This window comes from Glutamicibacter sp. TV12E, from assembly GCF_052441935.1.
Taxonomy (GTDB): domain Bacteria; phylum Actinomycetota; class Actinomycetes; order Actinomycetales; family Micrococcaceae; genus Glutamicibacter.
This window is the reverse complement of record NZ_JBQVVF010000001.1, coordinates 1,016,481-1,041,051: the sequence shown is the minus strand read 5'-3', so window position 1 is coordinate 1,041,051 and position 24,571 is coordinate 1,016,481. Positions and strand designations below refer to the sequence as shown.

Sequence of the window (24,571 nt, the reverse complement as noted above, 5' to 3'; positions counted from 1 at the left end):
TTTGGCTCCTTGTATAGCTAGACCGGCAAGATCCCGGACGCGATCAACACGCCAATGGCCAACAGCGGCAGCGCGTAGAACAGCATCATCCGGCGGAAGGTGTTGTACGGGTTGACTCCGGCGATGCCGCAGGCAACATACAGTGGCGCTCCGCCCGGGGGAACAGCCGCCTCGCACGAGGAGAATACCAGTACGGCAACGGCGGCCGTCGGCGCCGGAACTCCGGCGGCCACCAGGGCGGCCACTCCCACGGTGCCCACGGCAGCCATGGTCGCCGTTGAGGAGAGCGGAGCCGCCACGGCAATGACAATCAGCCCGATCACCAGTGCGAGCAGCCACACCGGCAGAGACAGCTGGTTCAGCACCGCGGTCAGCTGCTCGGGCAGTCCGGTGCTGGCCAGCGCATTGGCCCCGGCGAAGGCGAAGAGCACGGTGACGCCGACAATGCCAAAGCGGGGGATGGAGTCCTCAAGCATGGATGACCAGGCCTTGAGGCTGCGCGGCAATTGCCGGCATCCCAGCAGCAGGCCCATGGCGATCAACGCGATGGGGATCCAGAAGATCGGGCTGATCGCCTTGGCCACGCTGGTTTGGGTGTAGTTGCTCAGAGCCTCGGCGATGGCACCGCTGGTGATGATCATCGGAATGGCAACACCGACAAAGAGCAGGAGGGTGCTCCAGCCCTGCCGGAATGCCACCGACAATTGCTGCCGGTGTTCCTTTGGCGTGGCTTGCGCGCCACTGCGGCGAACCAGGATATAGGTCACCACCATTCGATGCGCTACGCACCAAAGCCCGCCGAAAATCAAGGGGACCAGTAGTTCATTGGCCGAGAGCAACGGGCCAACCGTGGAAGAGCCAACCAGAACGAACATTGAGGCGCTGAACGGAAAGGTGATTCCCATGCCTGCGTTGCCGGCCACGATGGTGGCAGCCGTGGGACGGTCGATCTTCGAGCGCTCCATCCACGGGATGGTAATTGATCCGACCGTCGCAGCGATGGCTGCCTGATTATGCACGATGCTACCCAAGCCTGCCGAGGACACCGTGGACACATAGGCGGCTCCGCCCTTGCTGCCGCCGATCAAGGAGTCCAGCAGGTTGATCATGCGCTCCATCACCCCGGCTCGTTCCAGCAGGTAGCCCATGAACACGAAAATCACCGTTGCATAGACGATTTCGTCGGTGAGCGCGTCATAGAGCGCGGCCCAGCCAACGGACAGGACCTGGCTGCCGCTGAACGCTGCGGCCACGATGAAGCCGAGTATCATCGCTTCGCCGACGTTGCGGCGCATCAGCACCGTCCAAATGATGATGACCGCGAGGTAGACGCCCAGCGCCCAGATGCCAATCATGCTGTTTCCTTCCCGAGCGTGCCAGCGCCGCTGCTAGCCAGCTGCCATCTTATTATCGAGAGCCATGCGCTCCATGGCGCTGGCTGAGGCGTTGGTCATTTCGCGGGGCACGCCCAAGTCTTCCAAGTACCCGCTGGTGGAGCGCATCTCTGCTGCGCGGCGCACTGCATGCTTGGCGGTGCCGGTCAGGAAGCGGTCGATAGTTGCCTGCCCGTCGCCTGCCAGCATTTTGGAGATTTCTGCCCGGATCCATGGTTCAAGCCCTGCAGCGGCACCGGCTCGAACAGCTTCAATCACCACGGAGGCAAGGCCCTTGGTGAAGACGCTGCGCAGCAGCTTATGGGCCATGGCGCTGCCTGGGCCACCCTCCACGACTTCAACCGGTGCCCCCGCAGTTGCGAGCAAGTCGGCAAAGGATGCTGCGCCCTGGCCGCTGGCCATCAATGGAGTTTTCGCCCCTTGAGCAATAACTGGCCCGAGAATCGCGACATCGATGAAATTGACCTGGCCCGAAGTGGACCCCAGTTCTTCCATGGTCTTGGGGGATGAACTGGTGAGGTCTGCGTAGCCGGAGCCCGGCTTCATCACGGGCAAGCATTCCCGGGCTACCTTCGGTGCGGCGCCGGCGCCGGTCAGGACCAGAACCATGTCGGCGTCCTTGGCTGCCTCTGCTGCCGACTGCGCTAGAAGCGCGCCCTGCGGGGCGTGGCTGATGAACGGATCGTAGCCGGTGATCTGGTGTCCCGCGTCAAGCAGCGCGGCGGCATAGATCTGTCCGACCTCGCCTAGTCCGATGAGTGCACATTTCATAGTCTTATAACCTTCGACAATCAGGAAAGGGAGATATTGCGGTCAGCAAGAATGGCCGCGCGGCGCTGGGATTCATCGAGATTCACGGCTTCTGCGGCGGTGGCGATGTCTTCGGCACGTTCTGCCGGGATGATCACCAATCCGTCAGAGTCCCCGACGACGATGTCTCCGGGCGATACCGCAACACCGCCAAAGGCGATGGTTCCGTTGACTTCGAAGGGGCCATTTTTGTAGGGCCCGGCGGGGCTGGTGGCCCGGGCAAATACCGGAAGATTGATTTCGCCCAGATCCACGGCATCACGAATCGCCCCGTCGACGGCGAATCCGGCGACACCTTTGGATATGGCGCGCTCGCCGATGAGCTCTCCGAGCAGTGCGCGATCGGTGTAGCCTCCGCCGTTGACAACGATGACCTGTCCGGGCTGGACATGCTTGAGTGCTTCGTGGATTCCGGCATTGTCGCCGGGCGCCACCCAGACGGTGTAGGCAGGACCGGAAATTTTGGCGCCCTCCCACACTGCCTGGATGTCTGCTGAAGCGATGCCCAGCCGTTGCATGGCGTCGCCGATATTGGCAGCAGGCAGCGCAGCGAGTCGATCGATGACGGATTGGTCGACGAGAAGAGACTGCGTCGGTTGGTTCATGGTGCACCTATCCCAAGTCCCGGGGCGAGCGTGAAACAACTGAAATAAATTTCATCAGATGTTCTATAGTTTCACACTACGCAATTTATTGATGATGTACGGAATCATGGCATGGGATGCATCACAGTGTCAAGGCGCGGGAGTGCGTTCGCGCAGGAATGCCAGCGGCGGCAGTAATTCAGGGCGCGCGAATTTAGGCGCGTGGTCCACGCGCCCGGGATGGGATGGCCATGGCCTTAGTAGACGCTGCTCGCCAGGAGTTCGGACAAGCGGCGAGCGGCGTGGAGGAGTTCGGGAGCCCTGGTTTCCAGGGCTTCGCGGGTGACCGTATGGATGGGGCCAGTGAGCGAGAGCGCCTCGGTCGGCGGTCCTTGGCGCGATGGGATAGCGGCGGCAATCGAAATAATGCCAAGGGCGCGCTCATCCTCGGAGATAGCGTAGCTGGCATCCGCCTTGGGCGCGCGGATCTTGATGGATTCGAGGTCGAAGTCTTCGTTTTCGTAATGCAAGCGCCGGGATGATTCGGCAATCTGCGCCAGCTCATCGTCGTCCATGCCGAGCAGGAAGATGCGTCCGGCTGCGCCGGCAGTCAAGGGCAGGCGGCGGCCCTGCGGGAGGTTGTAGCCCAGCGAGCTTTCGCCCACGACGCGTTCCACCAAAACTCGCTCGCTGCCTAGCCGGGTATACAGCGAAGCCGTCAGCTTCGTCGCCTGGGAAAGCTGCTGGAGGATCGGCTGGGCCACTCGAGGCAAGGGGTCGTTTTCCAGAAAGACGCGGGCTGCGGGCAGCACCGCTGGGCCCAGGCGATAGCTCTTGTCGGTCTGGCTGACAAGGCCTGCTTCTTGGAGCACTCGCAAGATGCGAAGTGTTGTCGGCGAACTCATGCCCATGTCGGCAGCGATGGTGCTCAGGCGCCGCGGATGCTCATAGCGTTGGATCTGCTCGAATACGGCAATAGCCCGGGTCAGTGACCTCATGCCGTTAGGTGTCTCGGACTTCTCTTTATCTGCCGCCATGATTTCATTCTATGCAATTAATTTGTAATTTGATGCACTTGCTTGACGATGGCCTGTGCCCCATGTCACCATTTCATGGAACGCTAGATAATTTTACTGTATGAAATTTACGAACAAACTATGCAATTGGAGAATGCTGTGTCGAATGATGCAACAGGGAGGCAGAGTCCAGCTGGACGATGGCCAATCCTCATTGGCCAAGCAGTCATCGCGCTCGTCGGCCTGTATGCGCTGCTGGGCTCACTGGGCCTCGGGCTCTGGAGCGACCTGGGCCCGGGAGCCGGTTTCTTTCCCGCGGTGCTTGGCATTTTCCTGATGGTTCTCGTCGTCCTGTGGTTTCTGCAGGAACGCGCAAGGCCGACAGGAGAAGCCGCCGGCGAGTCGTTCGACCGGGCTCAAATAGCGGCCGTCATTCTCAGCATGGTGATTCTGGCAGCGGCCCTGCCATTCCTCGGATTCCAGCTGAGCGTATTTGCCTTCCTGATGTATCACCTCGGCTTCCGGGCCCGGATCAAGTGGGTGCGGGCCGTAGTTATTTCTCTTTGCGGGAGCGTCGGTGTGTTTTACCTGTTCACGACCGTCCTGCACATCTCACTCCCGGTGGCAACGGTGCCGCCGTTGAGCATGATTGGACTTTGATATGGATGTTCTCAATGAACTCATGATGGGTTTTGCCGAGGCAATGACGTGGCAAAACCTCCTCTTCGCTTTCGTCGGCTGCCTGCTGGGCACCGTCATTGGCGTCCTGCCTGGCATTGGGCCCGTCGCCGGTATCGCCTTGCTGATTCCGCTCACCCTGAATCTTGATCCTGCCGGATCCATCATCATGCTGTGCGCAATTTTTTATGGCACAACCTATGGCGGAACCATCACCAGTGTCCTGCTCAATACGCCCGGCGAGGCAGCCTCGGCCATTACCGCCATCGATGGTTATCAAATGACCAAAGTCGGGCGGGCGGGCGTAGCGCTGACCATTGCCGCGGTGGGCTCGTTCATCGGGGGAACCATCGCCACCGTCGGCCTGGTCATGGCTGCCAAGCCGCTGGGCAGTCTGGGCTTGCTCATTGGGCCGCCAGAATTCTTCGCTCTCGTGGTCGTCGGTATTTCCCTGCTCGTCGCCTTGGCTGGACGCTCGATGGTCAGGGCGCTGATTTCTGGTGCCCTGGGCCTATTGATTTCAATGGTCGGTATCGATCCGGTCATGGGGGCGCCACGCTTCACCTTCGGCATGGAACGATTGCTCGACGGCGTCTCATTCGTTGCCGTCATCGTCGGCATTTTCGGTCTGTCGGAAATCTTGTCCTACCGCCCGGGGAAGAACCAGGCGGTGGCACAGGCGCCAGGAATGCGGGCACTGCTTCCGACTCGAACCGACTGGAAACGCAGCACCCCGGCCTTCGCCCGAGGTACCGGCATTGGATTTGCCATGGGGCTGATCCCCGGTATGACCGGATCGGTGTCCTCGCTGCTTTCCTACGGCGCGGAAAAGAAATTCTCCAAGCAACGCAATGAACTGGGCCATGGAGCCATCGAAGGCGTTGCCGGACCGGAGACTGCGAATAATGCGCACGCAAATGGCGCATTGATCCCGCTTTTCACCTTGGGAATCCCAGCCTCGCCGACCATTGCAGTACTCATGGGCGCTTTCTTGCAGCAAGGACTTACCCCAGGTCCGACGCTGTTCGCCGAGCACAGCACGCTAGCGTGGACGATCATCGCCAGCTTGTTCATAGGCAACGTGCTCCTGCTCGTGCTAAATGTCCCGTTGGTCGGCCTGTGGACATCGATCCTGAAAGTGCCGTACCCAATCCTCGCCGGCCTGATCTTGATGTTCATGGTTGTTGGCGCCTACACCATTAATTTCTCGGTCTTTGATGTCTTCGTCATGATCATCTTCGGCCTGGTCGGCCTCGGCCTGCGCCGCCTGGACATTCCTCTGGCGCCTATGGTCCTGACCCTGGTTCTGGGCCCGCTGATGGAACGCTCGCTGCGTGAATCCCTGGATATTTCGCACGGTAGCTTCTCTATCTTCTTCGACCGCCCCATCACCATTGTGCTTTTGCTCATCGCCTTGGTGATTGTCTGCAGCCCCCTGCTGAAATTGCGCAAGCCAGCGGCGCTGGCGGCCGAAGATCCCGAAAGCTAGACACTTGCAATAAGAACCGAACCCAAAAAGGAACTCACCATGAAACGCATCATCACCGCCGTCGCTGCAGGTGCTCTCGCTCTGGCCGCTGCTGGTTGCTCGGCTAACGGCGGAACCGCCTCTAATGCCGGAGCGGACTTTCCGAAAAATGGTAAACCCGTCGAACTGCTGGTGGCATTTTCTCCCGGCGGTCCCGTAGACACCGCGGCCCGATTGATCCAGCCAGTGCTGGAAAAGGAGCTGGGAACCAACGTTGAAGTGGTCAACAAGCCCGGTGCTGGCGGGCAGATCGGCTATACCTCGCTGGCCAACGCCAAACCCGATGGCTACACCATTGGCGCTGTGGGTTCACCGTCGATTGTGGTCATCCCCTTGGACGAGGCCCGAGGAGCGGCGTTCACACGAGAAGATCTGCAGCCTCTGGCACGCCAGGTTGTTGATCCAATGGTGATTGCGGTCCAGCCCGACAGCGAATACAAGAACCTCAAAGACCTGCTCGAGGACAGCAAGGCCAAGCCAGGGACCATCAACGCCACGACAACAGGGCAAATGGGCGGCGAGCACTTTGCCATCGCGCAGATCAACGAGGCCACTGGCGCTGAACTGAGCCCGGTGCATTTCTCGGAGGGAGCCTCGCAGGCCTCTACCGCTTTCTTGGGCAAGCACGTTGACGTACTGGTTGGAAATGTCAGCGAGGTGATTGATCTTCAAAAGCAGGGCAAGGCGAAGGTGCTCGGCGTGATGGAATCGGAACGCACTGATGTCTTGCCGGATGTGCCAACCTTCGCTGAAGAAGGATACGACGTGGTGGCCGCAACCGCCCGCGGTTATGCCTCGCCAGCAGGACTGCCTGAAGAAGTGGCCAAGAAATTGGAATCTGCATTGCAGGCTGCTATCGAAGATGAGTCCGTGGTTTCGAAGATGGACAATCTGGGGCTAACTACCAGCTATCAGGATTCCGCGGAGTACGGCGAGTTCTGGGCCAAGCAGGAAGCCGACTACAAGGCAGTTCTGCCTCTGGTCCAGGCGAAGTAGAGCGCGCGAGCGCAACGAGGGACGCTCCGCCATCTATTCAAGGACCTTGAACAGGAGTGCCAACTGCTGTTCAAGGTCCTTTGGCATTGAGTGCTTGGCTCTGGTCCAGCACCGATAATAGATGCGCCGGAAACAGTATTCATTAAAGAATGTTGTGGTTTCGAGTGGATATTCTGCGAAAAGTCCATTATCGTAAATAGAGTAATTGTCGACCGCTGAAATCTTGAAGGAGGATGGCGATGTTGAATAATAATGCTCAACGTGAGCAGTATCAGCTGCAAGCCGTCAGCTTCCAGGACTTGTTTAGCGGCACAGGTGAACCCCGCCAACCTCATCAGTTCGGGTTTCTGAAGCCACGTGCGCATCGACTCTTACTCGCCGGAAATGGTGAATGAATCACGCTTTGACCTGCCAGATCTAATATTTTAGTGCCAGTTGCCGCCCAGTTGGGTGAAAGCTGGAGGCGCGGTCAGCAATTCCCTTGGGAGTCGATGAACTAAGTTCATTGGCTCCTTTTCTATTTTCCATTCAATTGTTTTGCATGGGTTTAATTGTCGTGCCCGAAAATTGAAATAGGCGAAAAATTTATCCGCTTTAAGTTCCTAGCAGAAGGAAGAATAATGAATCGTCCAGCAGCGTTCCCCGTAGCGCTGACCGGCAGCAATGACCGCGTAAAAATGTGGGCCGCAGAAGCCGAAGTGGAACACGAAGCACTTGAGCAGCTGCGCCGCGTGGCTCAGCTGCCATGGGTCCATGGTGTACGAGTGATGCCCGACGTCCATGTCGGCAAGGGGGCGACGATCGGCAGCGTCATCGCCATGAACCAGGCCGTCTCGCCTTCAGCGGTGGGCGTTGACATCGGTTGCGGCGTCGCCGCCGTGCGCACCAGCATCCGTGCAGGCCAGCTAGCTGGCTTGGAGCTGCTGCGGGCCAGTATTGAAGCGGCGATCCCCGTGGGATTCCATGCTCACGACGAGCTGCCCCTGTTGCGCCGTTTCGGCCTGGAACCAGGGGTGGATCAGCTCTTCAGCAGGTTCGAAACCCTGGATGGGAAGGTGCAGAAGCTCAAGAGCAAGGCCATCGGTCAGTTGGGGACCTTGGGAGGCGGCAACCACTTCCTGGAGCTGTGCCTCGATCAGGATGATCGGGTGTGGATTACCCTGCATTCCGGTTCGCGCAATATCGGCAAGACCCTGGCTGACAGGCACATCGGCATCGCGAAGTCGCTGGGGCACAACCAGGGCTTGGTCGACAAGGAACTGGCGGTCTTTATCGAGGGCACACCGCAGATGGATGCCTATAAGCACGATCTGTGGTGGGCGCAGGAGTACGCGGCCGCGTCGAGGGCCCTGATGCTCGCGCTGTTCAAGGAGGCCGTAGTCCGGCACTTCGAAACCCTTGACGTCCGGTTTGATGCGCCGATCAACGTCCACCACAACTACGTGAACGAGGAGATGATCGATGGGCAGGCGCTGCTGGTGACCCGCAAGGGCGCCATCCGCGCCGGTGCCGGCGATCTCGCCCTGATACCGGGATCCATGGGCACCGGATCCTATGTCGTGCGTGGGCGCGGCAACCCAGGATCGTACTTCTCGGCCTCCCACGGTGCCGGTCGCAGGATGAGCCGCACCCGGGCGAAGAAGTTGTACTCGGCGGATGACCTCGCCCAGCAGACGCTGGGCATCGAGTGCCGCAAGGATGCCGGGGTCGTGGATGAGATCCCCGCGGCCTACAAGGACATCCACCAGGTGATTGAAGCACAGAAGGATCTCGTGGAAGTCGTCGGCCACCTGCGCATCATCCTGTGCGTCAAGGGATAGGACGGGTAGCGGCGTTGGCTGGAACCGCAGCATGCGGGGAAAGCCGACGCCGCGCACCATCTAGCGCAAAACGGTCCCATTGCCCTATCATCATTGAGTCAGGAGCCACAGCCTTGTGGTTTCCGGCGCTCTCAAAAGGGGCGATACCCGTTGCCGTCAAGCAACTGGTAACGGCAGACATATATGGAATTTTCTTCAGCATCATTTCTTGAAAAGAGTCCATAATGTCTAGCGTTTCCGCAGCCATTGCCCATGCCCTGAAACCAGTTGCCCCGCAGATCTTCGGATTGATGGGAAATGGCAACGCCCACTTCCTTGATGCCGCCATTCGCGCGGGCTTCGACTACACCGCAGTGCGCCATGAATCCGCAGCTGTTTCGGCCGCCGACGCGTATTTCCGGATTTCGAATCAGCTGGCCATCGCCACCACCACCTACGGTGCCGGCTACACCAACGCCGTGACCGCACTGGCTGAAGCCGCAGCGGCCCGAACCCCATTGCTATTTGTCACCGGTGATGCACCCAGCACCGGATTGCGCGGCTGGGACGTGGACCAGGCGGCCATCGACGCTGGAGTGCGAGCACCCCGCTATGTCGTGGACCGGCAAACTCCGGGGAGCACCGCGCTGCAGGCCGCCGCGCATGCGCTGCGCGAACAGGCCCCGGTGGTCCTCGCCATTCCCTATGACCTGGCAGCCGCCGAATGCGCGGGGGAAGAACTTCCCGATTTCGCCTCGCTGGCTTGCCTGCCGCCGAAGCCGCGTCTTGAGCCTGCTGCGCTGCAGCAGATCGCAACGAAGCTGAATGCCTCAAAGCGCACCCATATTCTCTATGGCCGCGGTGCCATTGATGCCGCCGAGCAACTCAAGGAACTGGCGCAGAAGCTGGACGCCACCACCTCGGGCACGCTGCTGGCACGCGACCTGCTGGACTACGAATTCGACTTGGGCATCACCGGAGGTTTCTCCACCGAGTCCAATGCGGGCATCATCGCCCAGGCGGATACCGTGCTGGTCCTGGGCGCTTCCCTGAACCAATTCACCACGCGCTTCGGCGAGCTGATTAATGAGTCGGCGACGCTGATCCAGATCGATCTTGGGCCAGCTGCCACCAATTCCCGCGTGGACTGCTTTGCCACCGCTGATGCCCAGAGCGCTGCCCGGGATTTGCTGGATGCAGTCCAGCTTGCCGAAAGCAGCTGGTGCTCGGGCCTTGATCTGAGCGATTTGCGCAGCCGCCCGGCTGGCGATGAAAAGGCCGAAGACGGGTTGCTGGATCCGCGCCGTGTAGCCAGCGAGCTGGAGAAGATCTTGCCGGCCGATCGAGTCCTGGTCCAAGATGGCGGGCATTTCATCGGCTGGGGCCCGATGTACTGGTCAACCACCGGCGCGCGTTCGCTGGCCTGCGTCGGCACCGCCTACCAGTCCATTGGCCTGGGAATCGCTTCAATGGTGGGTGCCGGCGCCGCGGCCGAAGGACGCACGGTTGTCCTGGCCGCCGGTGACGGCGGGTTCCTGATGGGCCTTGCCGATCTCGAATCCATTATCCGCACCATCGACAGCGGGGTGATCGTGATCTACAACGACTCTGCCTACGGTGCCGAGGTTCACCAGTACGGCTCGATCGGCCTGCATGAAGACCCGATGCTGATCCCGACCGTCGATTTTGCCGGCATCGCCCGGTCCATGGGCGCGACCGGGGTGCGGGTAGAGGAGCTCGCGGATCTGGCCGGGGTCAGGCAATGGGTGGCCGATGGCGCGCGTGGCGTATGCCTGGTCGATGCCCGCATTTCCGCGCGAGTTCGCGCCCCCTATATGGAAGAGGTGCTCGCGGCCAACAAGAAAGCCGCCGCGGCACTGGCATTACAATCCGATTAAGACGCTGGAAAAACAGCTTGGGTACGGCGTAGGGTTGACTCGTGCGCAAGATCTTAGTAGGAACAGCCAGCCTGAGCCTGGGAGCGCTTTGCCTCCTCCCGGCGACTGCCGCCTTTGCTGTACCAACTAGTTTTGGCAACCAGGCCGACGAGCCGACCCAGCTGTTTTCCGGATCCTCCCTGCGGGTGGCCACCATCCAGGCCAACCTCACAGGCGATACCGCCGACGGGTTGGAAGAGAAGCTCATGGGCGGAACCAATTCGCAGGCGGCCCAGGTGGCCGACAGCCTTTCCGCCGCCGATGCCGACGTGGTTGTGCTGACCAATATGGATGCCGAGCAAGGCGCCGTCGACACCTTCAAGAATCTATACCTGAACAACATCGCGGACGATCGCACGGATGTCGACTACCCGTATTCCTATCTGGCGGTTGGCTCCAAGGGATTGCAGAGCGGTGCCGACTTGAACGCAGACGGCGTGATCGGCAGTGCCGAAGACGCCTGGGGGCAGGGGGCCTTCGAAGAGCAGGGCTCGATAGTAGTGCTCTCCAAGTACCCGGTGGACGAAGGAAAGATCACCGCCGTTTCGAAGCTCAAGTGGCAGGAAGTCGAGAACGACCAGCTGCACCACAGCGGCTTGTCCGGCGTGCTGGCAGCCTCCATCCCGGTGATGAGCACCGGCCTCTGGGATATCCCGATTGACTATCGCGGCCAGCAGGTCCATGTTGTCGCGACCCAGACCGAGCCCAAAGGCCGGAATCGAGAATTCTCCCAAGCTCGGCACAGTGATGAACTGAAGGTCATTTCGGACTACGTGGCCGGCAAGGACTACGTCCACACCGACAGCGACGGCCACGCCGAAGGCCTGGGCGCTGAGAAGTTCGTCGTAGTTGGCGCCTTGGATCTCCAGGATTCTTCCGCGGATCGGCTGGAACCGTTCCTCCAGGGATTAGCTCGCGAAGATGCCCTGAACGATGCAGGTAGCTACCTGGTCCCGGATTCCTCATGGGAGGTTACGGGCCAGGGGCGCATCGAGCAGCGTGAACCCCTGCTTGAAGAAGCGGTGCCAAATGACGTCGAGGAACCCGGATCCCTGATCTGGACCGACATCGAGTTCTAGGCTCGGCATGGCTGCCCAGGGCCAGGACTGCAGCCAGGTGGATCCGTTCGCGCAGGGCGATCGACCCTGCCTGCTGTTGCCTGCAAGGCATCGAAGCTGGACTCGTTCTGCAGGCAACAGCCCGCTGGTCTGATGGTTTGTGCAGGGCAGTCGATGCACGCAGATGCCACACGTTCCAATCATTGTCAGAAGAACCGCGCAAGACCCGGCAGTCCCAAGGCAACTCTCAGGGTCATGCAGATAAGCTGGGGGCATCATGAAAAACGATCCAATCTCGATGACTTTCATTGGCAAAGATGGCAAGCCGCGCTCCAGCGTGCAGCAGGCCATCTTGAAGGGCATCGGAGTGCAACGGCCTCTGGTGCTCGCGTATATTAATCGTCTTCGCAAGAAGAATCCCCAAGCCGATACCCCCGAGCTGGCCGCTATCGTTGAACGGGATTACCTTCGTATTGTCACCGGATCCGGAGCGGCAGTTGGCGGCACCGCGGCGGTGCCGGCTGTTGGCACCGGTGTCGCTTTAGGCCTTTCGGTCGCCGCTACCCTGGGCTTCCTGGAGGCTTCGGCCCTCTACGCCCAGAGCCTGGCGGAACTGCATGGCATCGCCATCGAGAATCCTGATCATTCGCGCGTTTTGGTCATGGGAATCTTGATGGGCGAGGAAGGCAGTTCCATGATTGCTGGACTTACGTCGCAGGCGGCCGGCCGTGGCGGTGGACCTGTTAAGGGCTGGGCCCAGGCTTTCGGCGCGAATAAGAGCACCAGCTTCTACTCGAGCGTGCAGCGCACCTTGCAGAAGAAGTTCTTGCACAAGATCATCGGCACGCAGGCGGCTAGCGTTGTGGGACGCCTGGTTCCCTTCGGCGTCGGTGCGGTGATCGGTGGAGCAGGCAACCGATACATGGCCAAGCGAGTGATCGAGAATGCCAAGGAGGCTTTCGACGGCATCCCGACGGTGGTGCCCAGTGCTCTGCCGCTGGATGATCCGCGGATTTTGGAATCCGAAATCGTAGAGGACTAGATGGCTAACCGCGTTTGGCGTCTCTGAGGACGTCGACGGAACGCCCCGTAATACAGCTTTAGCTGTTTTACGGGGCGTTTTCTTCGGTTTAAACCGCGTCAATCCGGGGATATGGACGCATGCAATCGATTAAGTGTCCACGGTCACCGCCGCAAACCACCCACCCGATTTGCACCACCCCCAAAACCTGTGTATAGTTTTTCCTTGTCGCCGAGAGCAAAACGGAAGAAATAACCGGATGCAAAACGGAGGCAAAACCCCAGAAAATCAACGGATTTCGCACAGGTCACTGTCGGAATTCATTGATAAATGGGAATCGTGAATACTTTTTCAAATCACAAACAATTGATTTGACTTTCAGAAATTCACGGTGATAAGATTTGAATATAACGCTGGACGAAATCATGGCCCGAATTGACGGGTTGTGGAGAACCGGTAAGTGTTTGTTGTTTGAGAACTCAATAGTGTGCCAAGTTTGTTGATACCGAATATTTTTATTTGGTGAATACATAACATTTGCTTGAGGCATTGCACCCCCGTGCAGTGTTCTTGAGTGTTTTTTATTCGCCAGGATTTTTTCATTGATTCTCCCTTATTTTCCGAGGGGTTTCGGTGGCTTTTTGTTTTTTATGGAGAGTTTGATCCTGGCTCAGGATGAACGCTGGCGGCGTGCTTAACACATGCAAGTCGAACGATGAAGCCCAGCTTGCTGGGTGGATTAGTGGCGAACGGGTGAGTAACACGTGAGTAACCTGCCCCCGACTTTGGGATAAGCCCGGGAAACTGGGTCTAATACCGGATATGACTTTTCACCGCATGGTGGTTTGTTGAAAGATTTATCGGTGGGGGATGGACTCGCGGCCTATCAGCTTGTTGGTGAGGTAATGGCTCACCAAGGCGACGACGGGTAGCCGGCCTGAGAGGGTGACCGGCCACACTGGGACTGAGACACGGCCCAGACTCCTACGGGAGGCAGCAGTGGGGAATATTGCACAATGGGCGGAAGCCTGATGCAGCGACGCCGCGTGAGGGATGACGGCCTTCGGGTTGTAAACCTCTTTCAGTAGGGAAGAAGCGAAAGTGACGGTACCTGCAGAAGAAGCGCCGGCTAACTACGTGCCAGCAGCCGCGGTAATACGTAGGGCGCAAGCGTTATCCGGATTTATTGGGCGTAAAGAGCTCGTAGGCGGTTTGTCGCGTCTGCCGTGAAAGTCCGAGGCTCAACCTCGGATCTGCGGTGGGTACGGGCAGACTAGAGTGATGTAGGGGAGACTGGAATTCCTGGTGTAGCGGTGAAATGCGCAGATATCAGGAGGAACACCGATGGCGAAGGCAGGTCTCTGGGCATTTACTGACGCTGAGGAGCGAAAGCATGGGGAGCGAACAGGATTAGATACCCTGGTAGTCCATGCCGTAAACGTTGGGCACTAGGTGTGGGGGACATTCCACGTTTTCCGCGCCGTAGCTAACGCATTAAGTGCCCCGCCTGGGGAGTACGGCCGCAAGGCTAAAACTCAAAGGAATTGACGGGGGCCCGCACAAGCGGCGGAGCATGCGGATTAATTCGATGCAACGCGAAGAACCTTACCAAGGCTTGACATGTGCCAGACCGCTCCAGAGATGGGGTTTCCCTTCGGGGCTGGTTCACAGGTGGTGCATGGTTGTCGTCAGCTCGTGTCGTGAGATGTTGGGTTAAGTCCCGCAACGAGCGCAACCCTCGTTCCATGTTGCCAGCACGTAGTGGTGGGGACTCATGGGAGACTGCCGGGGTCAACTCGGAGGAAGGTGGGGATGACGTCAAATCATCATGCCCCTTATGTCTTGGGCTTCACGCATGCTACAATGGCCGGTACAATGGGTTGCGATACTGTGAGGTGGAGCTAATCCCTAAAAGCCGGTCTCAGTTCGGATTGGGGTCTGCAACTCGACCCCATGAAGTCGGAGTCGCTAGTAATCGCAGATCAGCAACGCTGCGGTGAATACGTTCCCGGGCCTTGTACACACCGCCCGTCAAGTCACGAAAGTTGGTAACACCCGAAGCCGATGGCCTAACCACCTTGTGTGGGGGGAGTCGTCGAAGGTGGGACTGGCGATTGGGACTAAGTCGTAACAAGGTAGCCGTACCGGAAGGTGCGGCTGGATCACCTCCTTTCTAAGGAGCTAACCATTTTTTGGTTGCCCATGCTGGACACGAGTGTTGTCCGGGTGGGTTGCTCATGGGTGGAATATCAATGAACTCAGTACTGGAAAGCGCGTGTGCCTGATCGGCCCTTTGTGGGGTTGTGTGGTGCGGGCGGGGTACTGGCTGTGGCTGTGCGGCGTTGCCGTTGTCGAGTACGCATCCTTTGGGGTGCTGGAAAGATGGTGGTGGTGTTGTGCGGCTTGTATGGTTTGGCATGCTGTTGGGTTTTGAGGCAACAAGCCTCCTTGCCTGGTTGATGATTGGCTGCTGGCTTTTGATGCGCTTTGGTGCGTGTTGGGGGTTGGTGGTGGTTGTTGGCTGGGGTTTTGAGGGGTTCTTGGTGTTTCGGTGTTTGTCCTGTGTTTGCCGTGGGCGTGCCTGGGCGGTGATGGTTTGTGGTTTTCATCCTTTGGGGTGGGGGTTGCGGGTTGTTGCTGCGGGTGTGTTTGCGGGGGTGCGGGGTTGTTGTTTGGGAACTGTATAGTGAACGCGAGCATCTTGCAGATGAGATGAGCTCTGGGGTCCTTTTCCTTGGATTCTTGGGTGTTTGAGTCTTGTCTGCGTGATTTTGTTAGATTGTTTTATTGCTCAATTCTGAGAACTTTGTTTTGTGTTGAAGTTTTTAAGGGCGCACGGTGGATGCCTTGGCATCAAGAGCCGATGAAGGACGTGGGAATCTGCGATAAGCCTGGTGGAGTCGATAACCGGACGTTGATACCAGGATTTCCGAATGGGGGAACCCCGCACCATGTTATGTGGTGTGACCTGCAGCTGAATGTATAGGCTGTGTGGAGGGAACGCGGGGAAGTGAAACATCTCAGTACCCGCAGGAAGAGAAAACAATAGTGATTCCGTTAGTAGTGGCGAGCGAACGCGGATGGGGCTAAACCGGTTGGTGTGTGATAGCGGATAGGCGTTGCATCGTCGGGGTTGTGGGGTCAACATGTACCAGTGCTATCTTGCTGGTGGGATGAGGTGCAGGCGTATAGGTGAATCGGTTGGAATGCCGGACCATAGAGGGTGATAGTCCCGTAGGTGTAATGCGTGTCTGCCGTTCTAGTGTTGATACCCGAGTAGCACGGGGCCCGTGAAACCTTGTGTGAATCTGCCAGGACCACCTGGTAAGCCTGAATACTACTTGATGACCGATAGTGAATCAGTACCGTGAGGGAATGGTGAAAAGTACCCCGGGAGGGGAGTGAAATAGTACCTGAAACCGTGCGCTTACAATCCGTTAGAGCCTGGGACTTGTTCCTGGGTGATGGCGTGCCTTTTGAAGAATGAGCCTGCGAGTTAGTGCTGTGTCGCGAGGTTAACCCGTGTGGGGTAGCCGTAGCGAAAGCGAGTCTGAATAGGGCGTTTGAGTGGCACGGTCTAGACCCGAAGCGAAGTGATCTACCCATGGCCAGGTTGAAGCGCGTGTAAGAGCGTGTGGAGGACCGAACCCACTTCAGTTGAAAATGGAGGGGATGAGCTGTGGGTAGGGGTGAAAGGCCAATCAAACTTCGTGATAGCTGGTTCTCCCCGAAATGCATTTAGGTGCAGCGTTGCGTGTTTCTTGCTGGAGGTAGAGCTACTGGATAGGCGATGGGCCCTACAAGGTTACTGACCTTAGCCAAACTCCGAATGCCGGTAAGTGAGAGCGCAGCAGTGAGACTGTGGGGGATAAGCTTCATAGTCGAGAGGGAAACAGCCCAGAACGCCAACTAAGGCCCCTAAGCGTGTGCTAAGTGGGAAAGGATGTGGAGTTGCTGTGACAACCAGGAGGTTGGCTTAGAAGCAGCCACCCTTGAAAGAGTGCGTAATAGCTCACTGGTCAAGTGATTCCGCGCCGATAATGTAGCGGGGCTCAAGCACACCGCCGAAGTTGCGTCATTCAAATATTAACCTGGTTTCGATTGGGTGTTTGGATGGGTAGGGGAGCGTCGTATAGCGGGTGAAGTCGCGGTGGAAACCAGCGGTGGACGCTATACGAGTGAGAATGCAGGCATGAGTAGCGAATGACGGGTGAGAAACCCGTCCGCCGAATGATCAAGGGTTCCAGGGTTAAGCTAATCTGCCCTGGGTTAGTCGGGGCCTAAGGCGAGGCCGACAGGCGTAGTCGATGGATAACGGGTTGATATTCCCGTACCGGCGAAGGACCGCCCATACTGAGCTGTGGATGCTAACCATGATGGATCATGGCTGTTGCGGCCTTCGGGTTGCTGGTTGTGTGATGTGGTGGGAACCGATGCAGTGAGGTCAGCGTATTAACAGGTGTGACGCAGGAAGGTAGCCGAGCCAGGCAATGGAATTGACCTGGTCCAAGGGTGTAGGAAGAGTGGTTGGCAAATCCGCCGCTCATTGATTCTGAGACCTGATAGGCGCCCGCTTTGGCGGGTGATTCGGTGATCCTATGCTGCCTAGAAAAGCATCGGCGCGAGGTCCCAGTCCGCCCGTACCCCAAACCGACACAGGTGATCAGGTAGAGAATACTAAGGCGATCGAGAGAATCATGGTTAAGGAACTCGGCAAAATGCCCCCGTAACTTCGGAAGAAGGGGGGCCTGCCCCGTGATGAGGACTTGCTCCTCTGATGCGGGTGTGGGCCGCAGAGACCAGGGGGAAGCGACTGTTTACTAAAAACACAGGTCCGTGCGAAGTCGCAAGACGATGTATACGGACTGACTCCTGCCCGGTGCTGGAAGGTTAAGAGGACTGGTTAGCCGTGAGGCGAAGCTGAGAATTTAAGCCCCAGTAAACGGCGGTGGTAACTATAACCATCCTAAGGTAGCGAAATTCCTTGTCGGGTAAGTTCCGACCTGCACGAATGGAGTAACGACTTCCCCGCTGTCTCAACCATGAACTCGGCGAAATTGCAGTACGAGTAAAGATGCTCGTTACGCGCAGCAGGACGGAAAGACCCCGAGACCTTTACTATAGTTTGGTATTGGTGTTCGGTGCAGCTTGTGTAGGATAGGTGGGAGACTGTGAAGCTTGGACGCTAGTTCAGGTGGAGTCATCGTTGAAATACCACTCTGGCTGTATCGGTCACCTAACTTCGGACCATGATCTGGTTCAGGGACAGTGCCTGATGGGTAGTTTAACTGGGGCGGTTGCCTCCTAAAATGTAACGGAGGCGCCCAAAGGTTCCCTCAGCCTGGTTGGCAATCAGGTGTCGAGTGTAAGTGCACAAGGGAGCTTGACTGTGAGAGTGACAGCTCGAGCAGGGACGAAAGTCGGGACTAGTGATCCGGCGGCACCTCGTGGAAGGGCCGTCGCTCAACGGATAAAAGGTACCTCGGGGATAACAGGCTGATCTTGCCCAAGAGTCCATATCGACGGCATGGTTTGGCACCTCGATGTCGGCTCGTCGCATCCTGGGGCTGGAGTAGGTCCCAAGGGTTGGGCTGTTCGCCCATTAAAGCGGTACGCGAGCTGGGTTTAGAACGTCGTGAGACAGTTCGGTCCCTATCCGCTGCGCGCGTTGGAAATTTGAGAAGGGCTGTCCTTAGTACGAGAGGACCGGGACGGACTAACCTCTGGTGTGTCAGTTGTACTGCCAAGTGCATCGCTGATTAGCTACGTTGGGAAGGGATAACCGCTGAAAGCATCTAAGCGGGAAGCCTGCTTCGAGATGAGATTTCCATGCACCTTGAGTGTGTGAGGCCCCCAGCTAGACCACTGGGTTGATAGGCAGGATGTGGAAGCAAGGACTGAAGACTTGTGTAGCTGACCTGTACTAATAGGCCGATGACTTTCAACACACAATAATGCAATATTGAACTAATGAAGTTTTCAATGCTGCTCGCGTTCACTATGCGGTTACGAGACAACAACCTCTGAAACCATGAAACTTTTTGCAGGTGCAGGGCTTTGGCCCTGGCACTGGAAACACGACCAGGGATTGGTTTGTGTGCTTCGTGATTGTTACGGCGGTCATAGCGTGGGGGAAACGCCCGGTCCCATACCGAACCCGGAAGCTAAGGCCCATTGCGCCGATGGTACTGCACTCGTGAGGGTGTGGGAGAGTAGGTCACCGCCGGACTTAACTTGAATATATGGTTTGGGCCCTGACACGATCGTGTGTCGGGGCCCAAACTTGTTTAACCAGCAAAACAGGTTGGCGTTTGGTGGGGGTTCGGGGTGGTGCCTGGCCCCCCTTTTTTCCTGTTTAAGGGAGCAATAACTAGCGGGGTGTCCCTTGACGCTCGAGTCGTGGCGGCTCTAGAGTCGACCCACGCACTGGTCGTTGACCGAGGAGAATCCGCAGATGGGGCATCTAACCTTCGCTATCAATGTCACCCTTGATGGCTGTATTGATCATAGAGTGGGGATCGCTGACGATGAGACTCACGAGTACTTCACCGGCTTGATGGACCAGCATGGAGCAATGCTGTGGGGCCGGACTACCTACGAAATGATGGAAGAGTACTGGCCGCTTGTGGCCAGCGGAGAAGTCGAGGCGCCCCAGGCGCTGCGCGATTGGGCATTGAAACTGCAGGACAAGTCCAAATATGTGGTTTCCACTCAGCGGGCCGACTTTCCGTGGAATAACAGCCACCATCTCATTGGCGACCTGCGCACGTCGGTTCAAGCGCTGATAGGGCGTGTGCCGGACGGCGTGCTTTTGGGCAGCGGCAAGCTGGCAACAGCATTGGACCAGCTGGGACTGATCGACGAGTACCGCTTTCTGGTTCACCCCATCATTGCCGGGCATGGACCGCGGCTGTACGAGGCGGGGTTGCCGACTTCGCGCCGACTGGCGCTACGCGAAACAATGAGCCTAAGCAACGGGGTTATTGCCGCCCACTATCGCCGCGCGCAATAGAGCCGGCCCGCTCGTGCAATTAGTTCACAAGCAGGCCGGCTTTGGCGTGGGTTCTTGTTTAGCGGGCGGCGGCCTGCTGGCCCATGAGCTCAGCCAGGTTCGCAAGGGATCCGTGCTCACGCAGGGAAGCTAGCGTCCTCAGGTACGGGTTGGTGAAACGCTCATCATCAACCACGTCCCCGAAAAGGTCGCGCTGGCGCAGGAAGGCCAACGGGTCGTCGCCGTGATTGGACGCGGCAGCATGCACTTCTTCGGCCAGCCTGTCGACGATGGCGATTGCTTCGCCGGATTCATCGGTGCCCGCGTCATGACGTGCCCAGCTGGTCACGATGGCGGCCGATAGGGTGACGTCCCGATCGGCGGCGAGATTCTCGCGGACCACGGTCATGAGCTACTTAGCGATGCGGCCCGAGGAATCAGCGCACAGCCGTGCCACGGTGTCGGCCACATATTCATTGCCGTAGCGCTCGATGAGCTTGTGCTGGTACGCATCCAGATCCACGCCGGTCTGGGATATCGCCGAGCCAACCCGCTACCAGGCCCGGCCCCGGCCGGAAATCTATGCCAGCTACGCGAAGCTGCGCGATGCGACCGAAGGCTGGAATTAGGGCCGATATCGCGTAGCGTAGGAACCATGGATACGCTCTTTTTCGCCCACCGCGGCAGTTCGCACAAATACTCGGAGAATACCCGGGCCGCCTACCTGCAGGCCATTGACGAGGGCGCGGACGGAATAGAGTGCGATGTCCATTTGAGCATGGACGGGGAAGTGGTGTGCCACCATGACCCCACCGTGGATCGCACCTCCGACGCCTCGGGCCTGGTTTCCGCCTTCACCCTCGAGCAGCTCAAGGCCATGGACTTCACCGGGGTCGTGCCCGCGGAGGTGCCGGCAGAGTACGGCACTGAAAATGAGCAGTTGCTGAGCCTGGGCGAACTGATGGAGCTGATCGAGGAGCGTGGCACGCCGGTGGGACTGGCCGTGGAAATCAAGCACCCCAGCCCCTACGGGCACTTGCTCGAAGACCGGGTGCTGCAGGTGCTCGAAACCCATGGCTTTGATCCCGGGACCGGGAAGGCCGGCAGCCGGGGGCAGATCGCGGTGACCCTGATGAGCTTTGAGCCGGACTCGCTGCGCTACCTGGGACGCACGGTGGATTCCAGCCTGCTGTGCCAGCTGATGACCGAGGTGAACCCCGAGTACATCCAGGAGCTCCTGGATTCCGGCCAGGTCGGGCGGGCCGGGGTGTACTCGGTGCTCTACCGCTCGGTGGCCGAGGGCATCGAGCTGATCAACGCCGGCGGGGCCGGCATTATCGGTTCCGGAGTCGCCTGGACGCGGGCCAATGAGGTGATCGTGCGCCGCTGGCTGGATGAAGGGCGGCAGGCTCGGATCTGGACTGTGGACCGTCCGGCCGACGCGCAGTATTTGATTGGGCTCGGAGTCGGGGAGCTGACCAGCAACCGACCGGTGGAACTACGCAGGGAATTGGAACAGCACTAGGAACATGAGCGGCAATACTATCGACCAGGTCAACCTGTATCTGCAGGACACCTATGTTTTCAGCACCGTGGCAACCGTCATCGCCACCGGCAATGATGAAGAGGGCCGCTGGGTGGCGGTGAGCCCCAATATTTTCCATCCGCGCGGAGGCGGGCAGCCCGAGGACTCGGGCACGGTTGACGGGCAGCAGGTCACCGTGCAACGCAATGAGGAAGGGCTGGTGATCCTGCGCGGCGCAGAAGCCAAGGACGCCGGCGCCGTGGTGCACACGGCGATCGACCGCGAACTGCGCCTCAAGCACGCAGCCTTGCACACCGCCGGGCACGTGCTGGGATTCGCCGGCGAACAGCGCGGCTGGCAGCACCGGGGCCACTCGCACTTCCCGGGACAGGCGCGCCTGGACTTCGACCCGGACAGCATCGACATGCCGCTGGCTGACGAGGCGCAACGCGCAGCCGCCAGGCAATGGCTGCAGCAGCGGGTTGAGCAGCTGGTAGCCCAGGGCGGAGCAATCAGCAGCGCCATGGACGCCGACGGGCATCGCACCGTCACCATCGCCGGGATCAACGCCGAACCCTGCGGCGGCACCCACGTGGGCAACGTCGATCAGCTCAGCGGGTTCACTATTCTTGAGGCCAAGGTCAAGCGCGGAGTCTGCAAGGTGCGCTACGAGGCCAGCCATGGTGGCTAGATTCTTGACCCCGGCGACAAAAATGGGCCTGTCCATCTCGATCGCCACCGGGTTGTACGGAATTTCCTTTGGCGCCCTGTCCATCGCCGCGGGCCTGGACCTGTGGCAGACGGTGGCATTGAGCGCCTTGATGTTCACCGGCGGGTCGCAGTTCGCCTTCATCGGAGTGATCTCCGGCGGCGGCGCGGCCTCGGCCGCATTTTCTGCTGCCACGCTGCTGGGCGTGCGCAACGCCGTCTACGGAATGCAGATCAAGCAGGCCTTGCGGCCGCTGGGCAAGCAGGTGCCGTGGATGGCCCAGGTGACCATCGATGAATCAACGGCCGTGAGCCTGGGGCAGGCCCAGATCGGTGAAAAACGCCGGGGATTCTTGACCGCGGGCGCAGGGGTCTACGTGCTGTGGAACCTGTTCACGCTGGCCGGCGCCCTGCTCGGCGAGCAGATGGGGGATCCGGCAGCCTGGGGTCTTGACGGTGCTGCGGTCGCGGCCTTTGTCGGCCTGTTGTGGCCGCGGCTGAAATCCATGCAGCCGGTGCTCATCGCCGTGGCCGCCGCGGTGCTGACCGCACTGGCTGTGCCGATCAGCGCCCCTGGCCTGCCCATTTTGATCACCGCGGTCTGTGCCGCGATCTATGCCCTATGCACGGTGCGCAAGGCGCCGGCGGCAACGGAGCATGGCGGGCTGCGCAGCGTGGACGAGGAGCAAAAATGAGCGAACTGAGCTGGTGGGTTCTGGGCGCTTGCCTTGCCGCCTATGCCATCAAGCTGTGCGGCTACTTCGTGCCGCGCAAGGTCCTGGATTCGCCGATCATGACCCGCGTGGCCTCGACACTGACCATAGCGCTGCTGGCCTCCCTGGTCACCGTCAACGCGTTCACTTCCGGCCAGGAGCTGGTGATCGATGCACGCATCGGTGCCTTGGCGGCCGCGATGATCGCGCTGTTCTTCAAAGCTCCCTACCTGGTGGTGGTATTGGCTGGGGCGCTGGCCGCGATTCTGCTGCGCGCCACCGGGCTGGCCGCCTGAGCACCTGCTCAATACAGATGACAAGCCGGGGCCGGGGTGGGAAAGTAGATGCATGATCGTAGCTTTTTCTGTAGCCCCATCCGGTACTGGCAGCAAGCCCGACGGATCGGTGCATGACGCCGTCGCCGAAGCCGTGAGAGTCGTGCGCGATTCCGGGCTGCCCAACCGCACCAGTTCCATGTTCACCGAAATCGAAGGCGAATGGGATGAGGTTTTCGACGTCGTCAAACGGGCCACCGAGGCCGTAGCGCCCTTTGGCTCGCGCATTTCGCTGGTCATCAAAGCCGATATCCGTCCTGGACGCGAAGGTGAACTGGATGGAAAGATCCAGCGGCTGGAGCAGGCAATTAAGGATAGTGAGGGGAGTGCATCGTCATGATTCACCATTCAACTGACCGCGAGGCCGGTGCGGTTGAGCAATATCTGGAAGAATCCCTCGGTCTCCAGGTCGAGTCCCTGGAGAAAGGGCGCGAGCACGGCCGAGCCGCCGGCTTGCCGCCCATTGAAGTCAGCGCGGGCCAGGGCAAATTCCTGCAGCTGCTCGCAGAGATGATCGGCGCCCGGAGGGTCTTGGAGATTGGCACGCTCGGCGGCTATTCGACCAGCTGGCTGGCCCTCGGTGTCGGTTCGGCCGGCAAGGTGATCACCTGCGAATTCGAGCCGTTGCACGCCTCAGTAGCCCGGGAGAATTTGGAACGCTCCGGGCTCGCGGACCGGGTGGAAATCAAGCTGGGAGCCGCCCGCGGAGCCCTGGACACCTTGATTGCCAAGCGCAGCGAAGCCTTTGACCTGATCTTCATCGATGCCGACAAGCGCAACAACGTGGTCTATTTGGAGCGTGCGCTGAAGCTCTCGCATCCGGGCACGGTGCTGGTCGTGGACAATGTGGTGCGTGGTGGCGCCATCTTGGATGATCCGGGCCAACTGGGCAGCCAGGAAGCCGACGTGCGCGGAGTCCAGGAGTCGCTGCTGTGGCTGCGCGATCATCCGCGGATCTCGGTGACCGCTTTGCAGACGCTGGGCTCCAAGGGCTGGGACGGATTCGCGCTCGCGCGGGTGCTGTAGGGGCAAAAGCCCATGGCTAGCGCGCTGAGTGGTGATCGTGGAACTCGCGGTCGAATTCTTCATCAGGGTCATGCCTGAACGGCGGGGACTTGATGATCAGGTAATGCACCGCGAGCGCACAGATCACGGACACCGGGGCTCCCACCCACAGCGCGTATTCGGTATTGCGAACCAGGCCGGCGACGACCGGGCCCACCAGCATCGGGATGATGTAGTAGTAATGTTCCGGGGTGGCTGGGCCCCACAATCGCTCCAGCTTGGACAAGAGGCTGAATCCGGCGGCGAGGATGATGGATCCGAGCAGGATCACCCACAGCGTCGCAGAGAGGCTGATGGCCAGGGTGAGCGAGCCGACAAGTCCTGCAGTCAAACACGCGTACTTCGTATTTTGATGCAAACCTTGCCTCTTTTTCTGCTCCCGGTGGATTGAGCCTCGACTAGTATTTTTTCAA

At 59.3% G+C, this 24,571-nt stretch carries 19 protein-coding genes, 3 rRNA genes and 1 pseudogene; 17 read left to right on the top strand and 6 right to left on the bottom strand.

Translation table 11 applies throughout. From position 1 onward, the window contains the following. Positions 1 to 17: 17 nt before the first annotated feature. The 4 genes from ACT7DV_RS04780 to ACT7DV_RS04765 form a co-directional block, all read right to left on the bottom strand. Complete coding sequence (locus ACT7DV_RS04780) at positions 18 to 1,355, bottom strand: TRAP transporter large permease subunit (protein WP_444661121.1); 1,338 nt, start codon at positions 1,353 to 1,355, stop codon at positions 18 to 20. Positions 1,356 to 1,388: 33 nt separating this feature from the next. Next, positions 1,389 to 2,165: a DUF1932 domain-containing protein gene (locus ACT7DV_RS04775; protein WP_444661120.1), complete on the bottom strand. Its 777-nt coding sequence runs from the start codon at positions 2,163 to 2,165 to the stop codon at positions 1,389 to 1,391. 20 nt (positions 2,166 to 2,185) lie between these two features. Further along, entirely contained in the window at positions 2,186 to 2,809 is a 624-nt protein-coding gene (locus tag ACT7DV_RS04770) for an RraA family protein (protein ID WP_444661119.1), read from the bottom strand. A 236-nt stretch (positions 2,810 to 3,045) separates the two neighbouring features. Then, entirely contained in the window at positions 3,046 to 3,825 is a 780-nt protein-coding gene (locus ACT7DV_RS04765; RefSeq protein WP_444661118.1) for an IclR family transcriptional regulator, read from the bottom strand. Positions 3,826 to 3,963: 138 nt separating this feature from the next. Here ACT7DV_RS04765 and ACT7DV_RS04760 point away from each other — a divergent pair, with 138 nt between their 5' ends. The 11 genes from ACT7DV_RS04760 to ACT7DV_RS04710 all read left to right on the top strand — a co-directional run bounded on the left by ACT7DV_RS04760 (position 3,964) and on the right by ACT7DV_RS04710 (position 19,833). After that, positions 3,964 to 4,464, top strand: coding sequence for a tripartite tricarboxylate transporter TctB family protein (locus tag ACT7DV_RS04760; RefSeq protein WP_444661117.1), 501 nt, complete (start codon positions 3,964 to 3,966; stop codon positions 4,462 to 4,464). Between the two features lies 1 nt (position 4,465). Next, on the top strand, positions 4,466 to 5,971 hold the full coding sequence (locus ACT7DV_RS04755; protein ID WP_444661116.1) for a tripartite tricarboxylate transporter permease: 1,506 nt from the start codon (positions 4,466 to 4,468) through the stop codon (positions 5,969 to 5,971). Positions 5,972 to 6,010: 39 nt separating this feature from the next. Next, positions 6,011 to 7,006, top strand: coding sequence for a tripartite tricarboxylate transporter substrate binding protein (locus ACT7DV_RS04750; protein ID WP_444661115.1), 996 nt, complete (start codon positions 6,011 to 6,013; stop codon positions 7,004 to 7,006). 620 nt (positions 7,007 to 7,626) lie between these two features. Continuing rightward, entirely contained in the window at positions 7,627 to 8,826 is a 1,200-nt protein-coding gene (locus ACT7DV_RS04745) for an RtcB family protein (RefSeq protein ID WP_444661114.1), read from the top strand. A 224-nt stretch (positions 8,827 to 9,050) separates the two neighbouring features. Further along, on the top strand, positions 9,051 to 10,703 hold the full coding sequence (locus tag ACT7DV_RS04740) for a thiamine pyrophosphate-binding protein (RefSeq protein WP_444661113.1): 1,653 nt from the start codon (positions 9,051 to 9,053) through the stop codon (positions 10,701 to 10,703). Between the two features lie 41 nt (positions 10,704 to 10,744). Then, positions 10,745 to 11,821 (top strand): hypothetical protein, encoded by a 1,077-nt coding sequence (locus ACT7DV_RS04735; protein ID WP_444661112.1) that lies wholly within the window; start codon positions 10,745 to 10,747, stop codon positions 11,819 to 11,821. 256 nt (positions 11,822 to 12,077) lie between these two features. Next, positions 12,078 to 12,842: a hypothetical protein gene (locus tag ACT7DV_RS04730; RefSeq protein WP_444661111.1), complete on the top strand. Its 765-nt coding sequence runs from the start codon at positions 12,078 to 12,080 to the stop codon at positions 12,840 to 12,842. A gap of 626 nt (positions 12,843 to 13,468) precedes the next feature. Next, positions 13,469 to 14,994, top strand: a 16S ribosomal RNA gene (locus ACT7DV_RS04725). A 642-nt stretch (positions 14,995 to 15,636) separates the two neighbouring features. Then, positions 15,637 to 18,769, top strand: a 23S ribosomal RNA gene (locus ACT7DV_RS04720). A 164-nt stretch (positions 18,770 to 18,933) separates the two neighbouring features. Beyond that, positions 18,934 to 19,050: ribosomal RNA gene (gene rrf / locus ACT7DV_RS04715) — 5S ribosomal RNA — on the top strand. Together the 16S, 23S and 5S rRNA genes form the textbook arrangement of a ribosomal RNA operon. 225 nt (positions 19,051 to 19,275) lie before the next feature. Next, positions 19,276 to 19,833 carry a dihydrofolate reductase family protein gene (locus tag ACT7DV_RS04710; RefSeq protein WP_444661110.1) on the top strand — a complete coding sequence of 186 codons (558 nt, stop codon included), beginning with the start codon at positions 19,276 to 19,278 and terminating at the stop codon, positions 19,831 to 19,833. A gap of 58 nt (positions 19,834 to 19,891) precedes the next feature. On the opposite strand, the pseudogene ACT7DV_RS04705 reads toward ACT7DV_RS04710, so the two are convergent. Then, a pseudogene (locus tag ACT7DV_RS04705) lies at positions 19,892 to 20,281 on the bottom strand (hypothetical protein). Between the two features lie 186 nt (positions 20,282 to 20,467). Between ACT7DV_RS04705 and ACT7DV_RS04700 the strand changes: the two are divergent. The 6 genes from ACT7DV_RS04700 to ACT7DV_RS04675 are packed head-to-tail and all read left to right on the top strand — an operon-like array spanning position 20,468 to position 24,119. Next, complete coding sequence (locus ACT7DV_RS04700; RefSeq protein ID WP_444661109.1) at positions 20,468 to 21,337, top strand: glycerophosphodiester phosphodiesterase; 870 nt, start codon at positions 20,468 to 20,470, stop codon at positions 21,335 to 21,337. Between the two features lie 4 nt (positions 21,338 to 21,341). Further along, on the top strand, positions 21,342 to 22,028 hold the full coding sequence (locus ACT7DV_RS04695; protein WP_444661108.1) for a hypothetical protein: 687 nt from the start codon (positions 21,342 to 21,344) through the stop codon (positions 22,026 to 22,028). Beyond that, positions 22,018 to 22,740 (top strand): AzlC family ABC transporter permease, encoded by a 723-nt coding sequence (locus tag ACT7DV_RS04690; RefSeq protein WP_444661107.1) that lies wholly within the window; start codon positions 22,018 to 22,020, stop codon positions 22,738 to 22,740. Before ACT7DV_RS04695 ends, ACT7DV_RS04690 begins: the two co-directional genes overlap by 11 nt. Beyond that, complete coding sequence (locus ACT7DV_RS04685; protein ID WP_444661106.1) at positions 22,737 to 23,054, top strand: AzlD domain-containing protein; 318 nt, start codon at positions 22,737 to 22,739, stop codon at positions 23,052 to 23,054. The genes ACT7DV_RS04690 and ACT7DV_RS04685 overlap by 4 nt, the downstream gene beginning before the upstream one ends. Positions 23,055 to 23,106: 52 nt before the next feature. Next, positions 23,107 to 23,433, top strand: coding sequence for a thiamine-binding protein (locus ACT7DV_RS04680; RefSeq protein WP_444661105.1), 327 nt, complete (start codon positions 23,107 to 23,109; stop codon positions 23,431 to 23,433). Continuing rightward, positions 23,430 to 24,119 carry an O-methyltransferase gene (locus ACT7DV_RS04675; RefSeq protein ID WP_444661104.1) on the top strand — a complete coding sequence of 230 codons (690 nt, stop codon included), beginning with the start codon at positions 23,430 to 23,432 and terminating at the stop codon, positions 24,117 to 24,119. The genes ACT7DV_RS04680 and ACT7DV_RS04675 overlap by 4 nt, the downstream gene beginning before the upstream one ends. A 16-nt stretch (positions 24,120 to 24,135) precedes the next feature. On the opposite strand, the gene ACT7DV_RS04670 is transcribed toward ACT7DV_RS04675, so the two are convergent. Continuing rightward, complete coding sequence (locus tag ACT7DV_RS04670) at positions 24,136 to 24,489, bottom strand: hypothetical protein (protein WP_444661103.1); 354 nt, start codon at positions 24,487 to 24,489, stop codon at positions 24,136 to 24,138. Between the last annotated feature and the right edge of the window lie 82 nt (positions 24,490 to 24,571).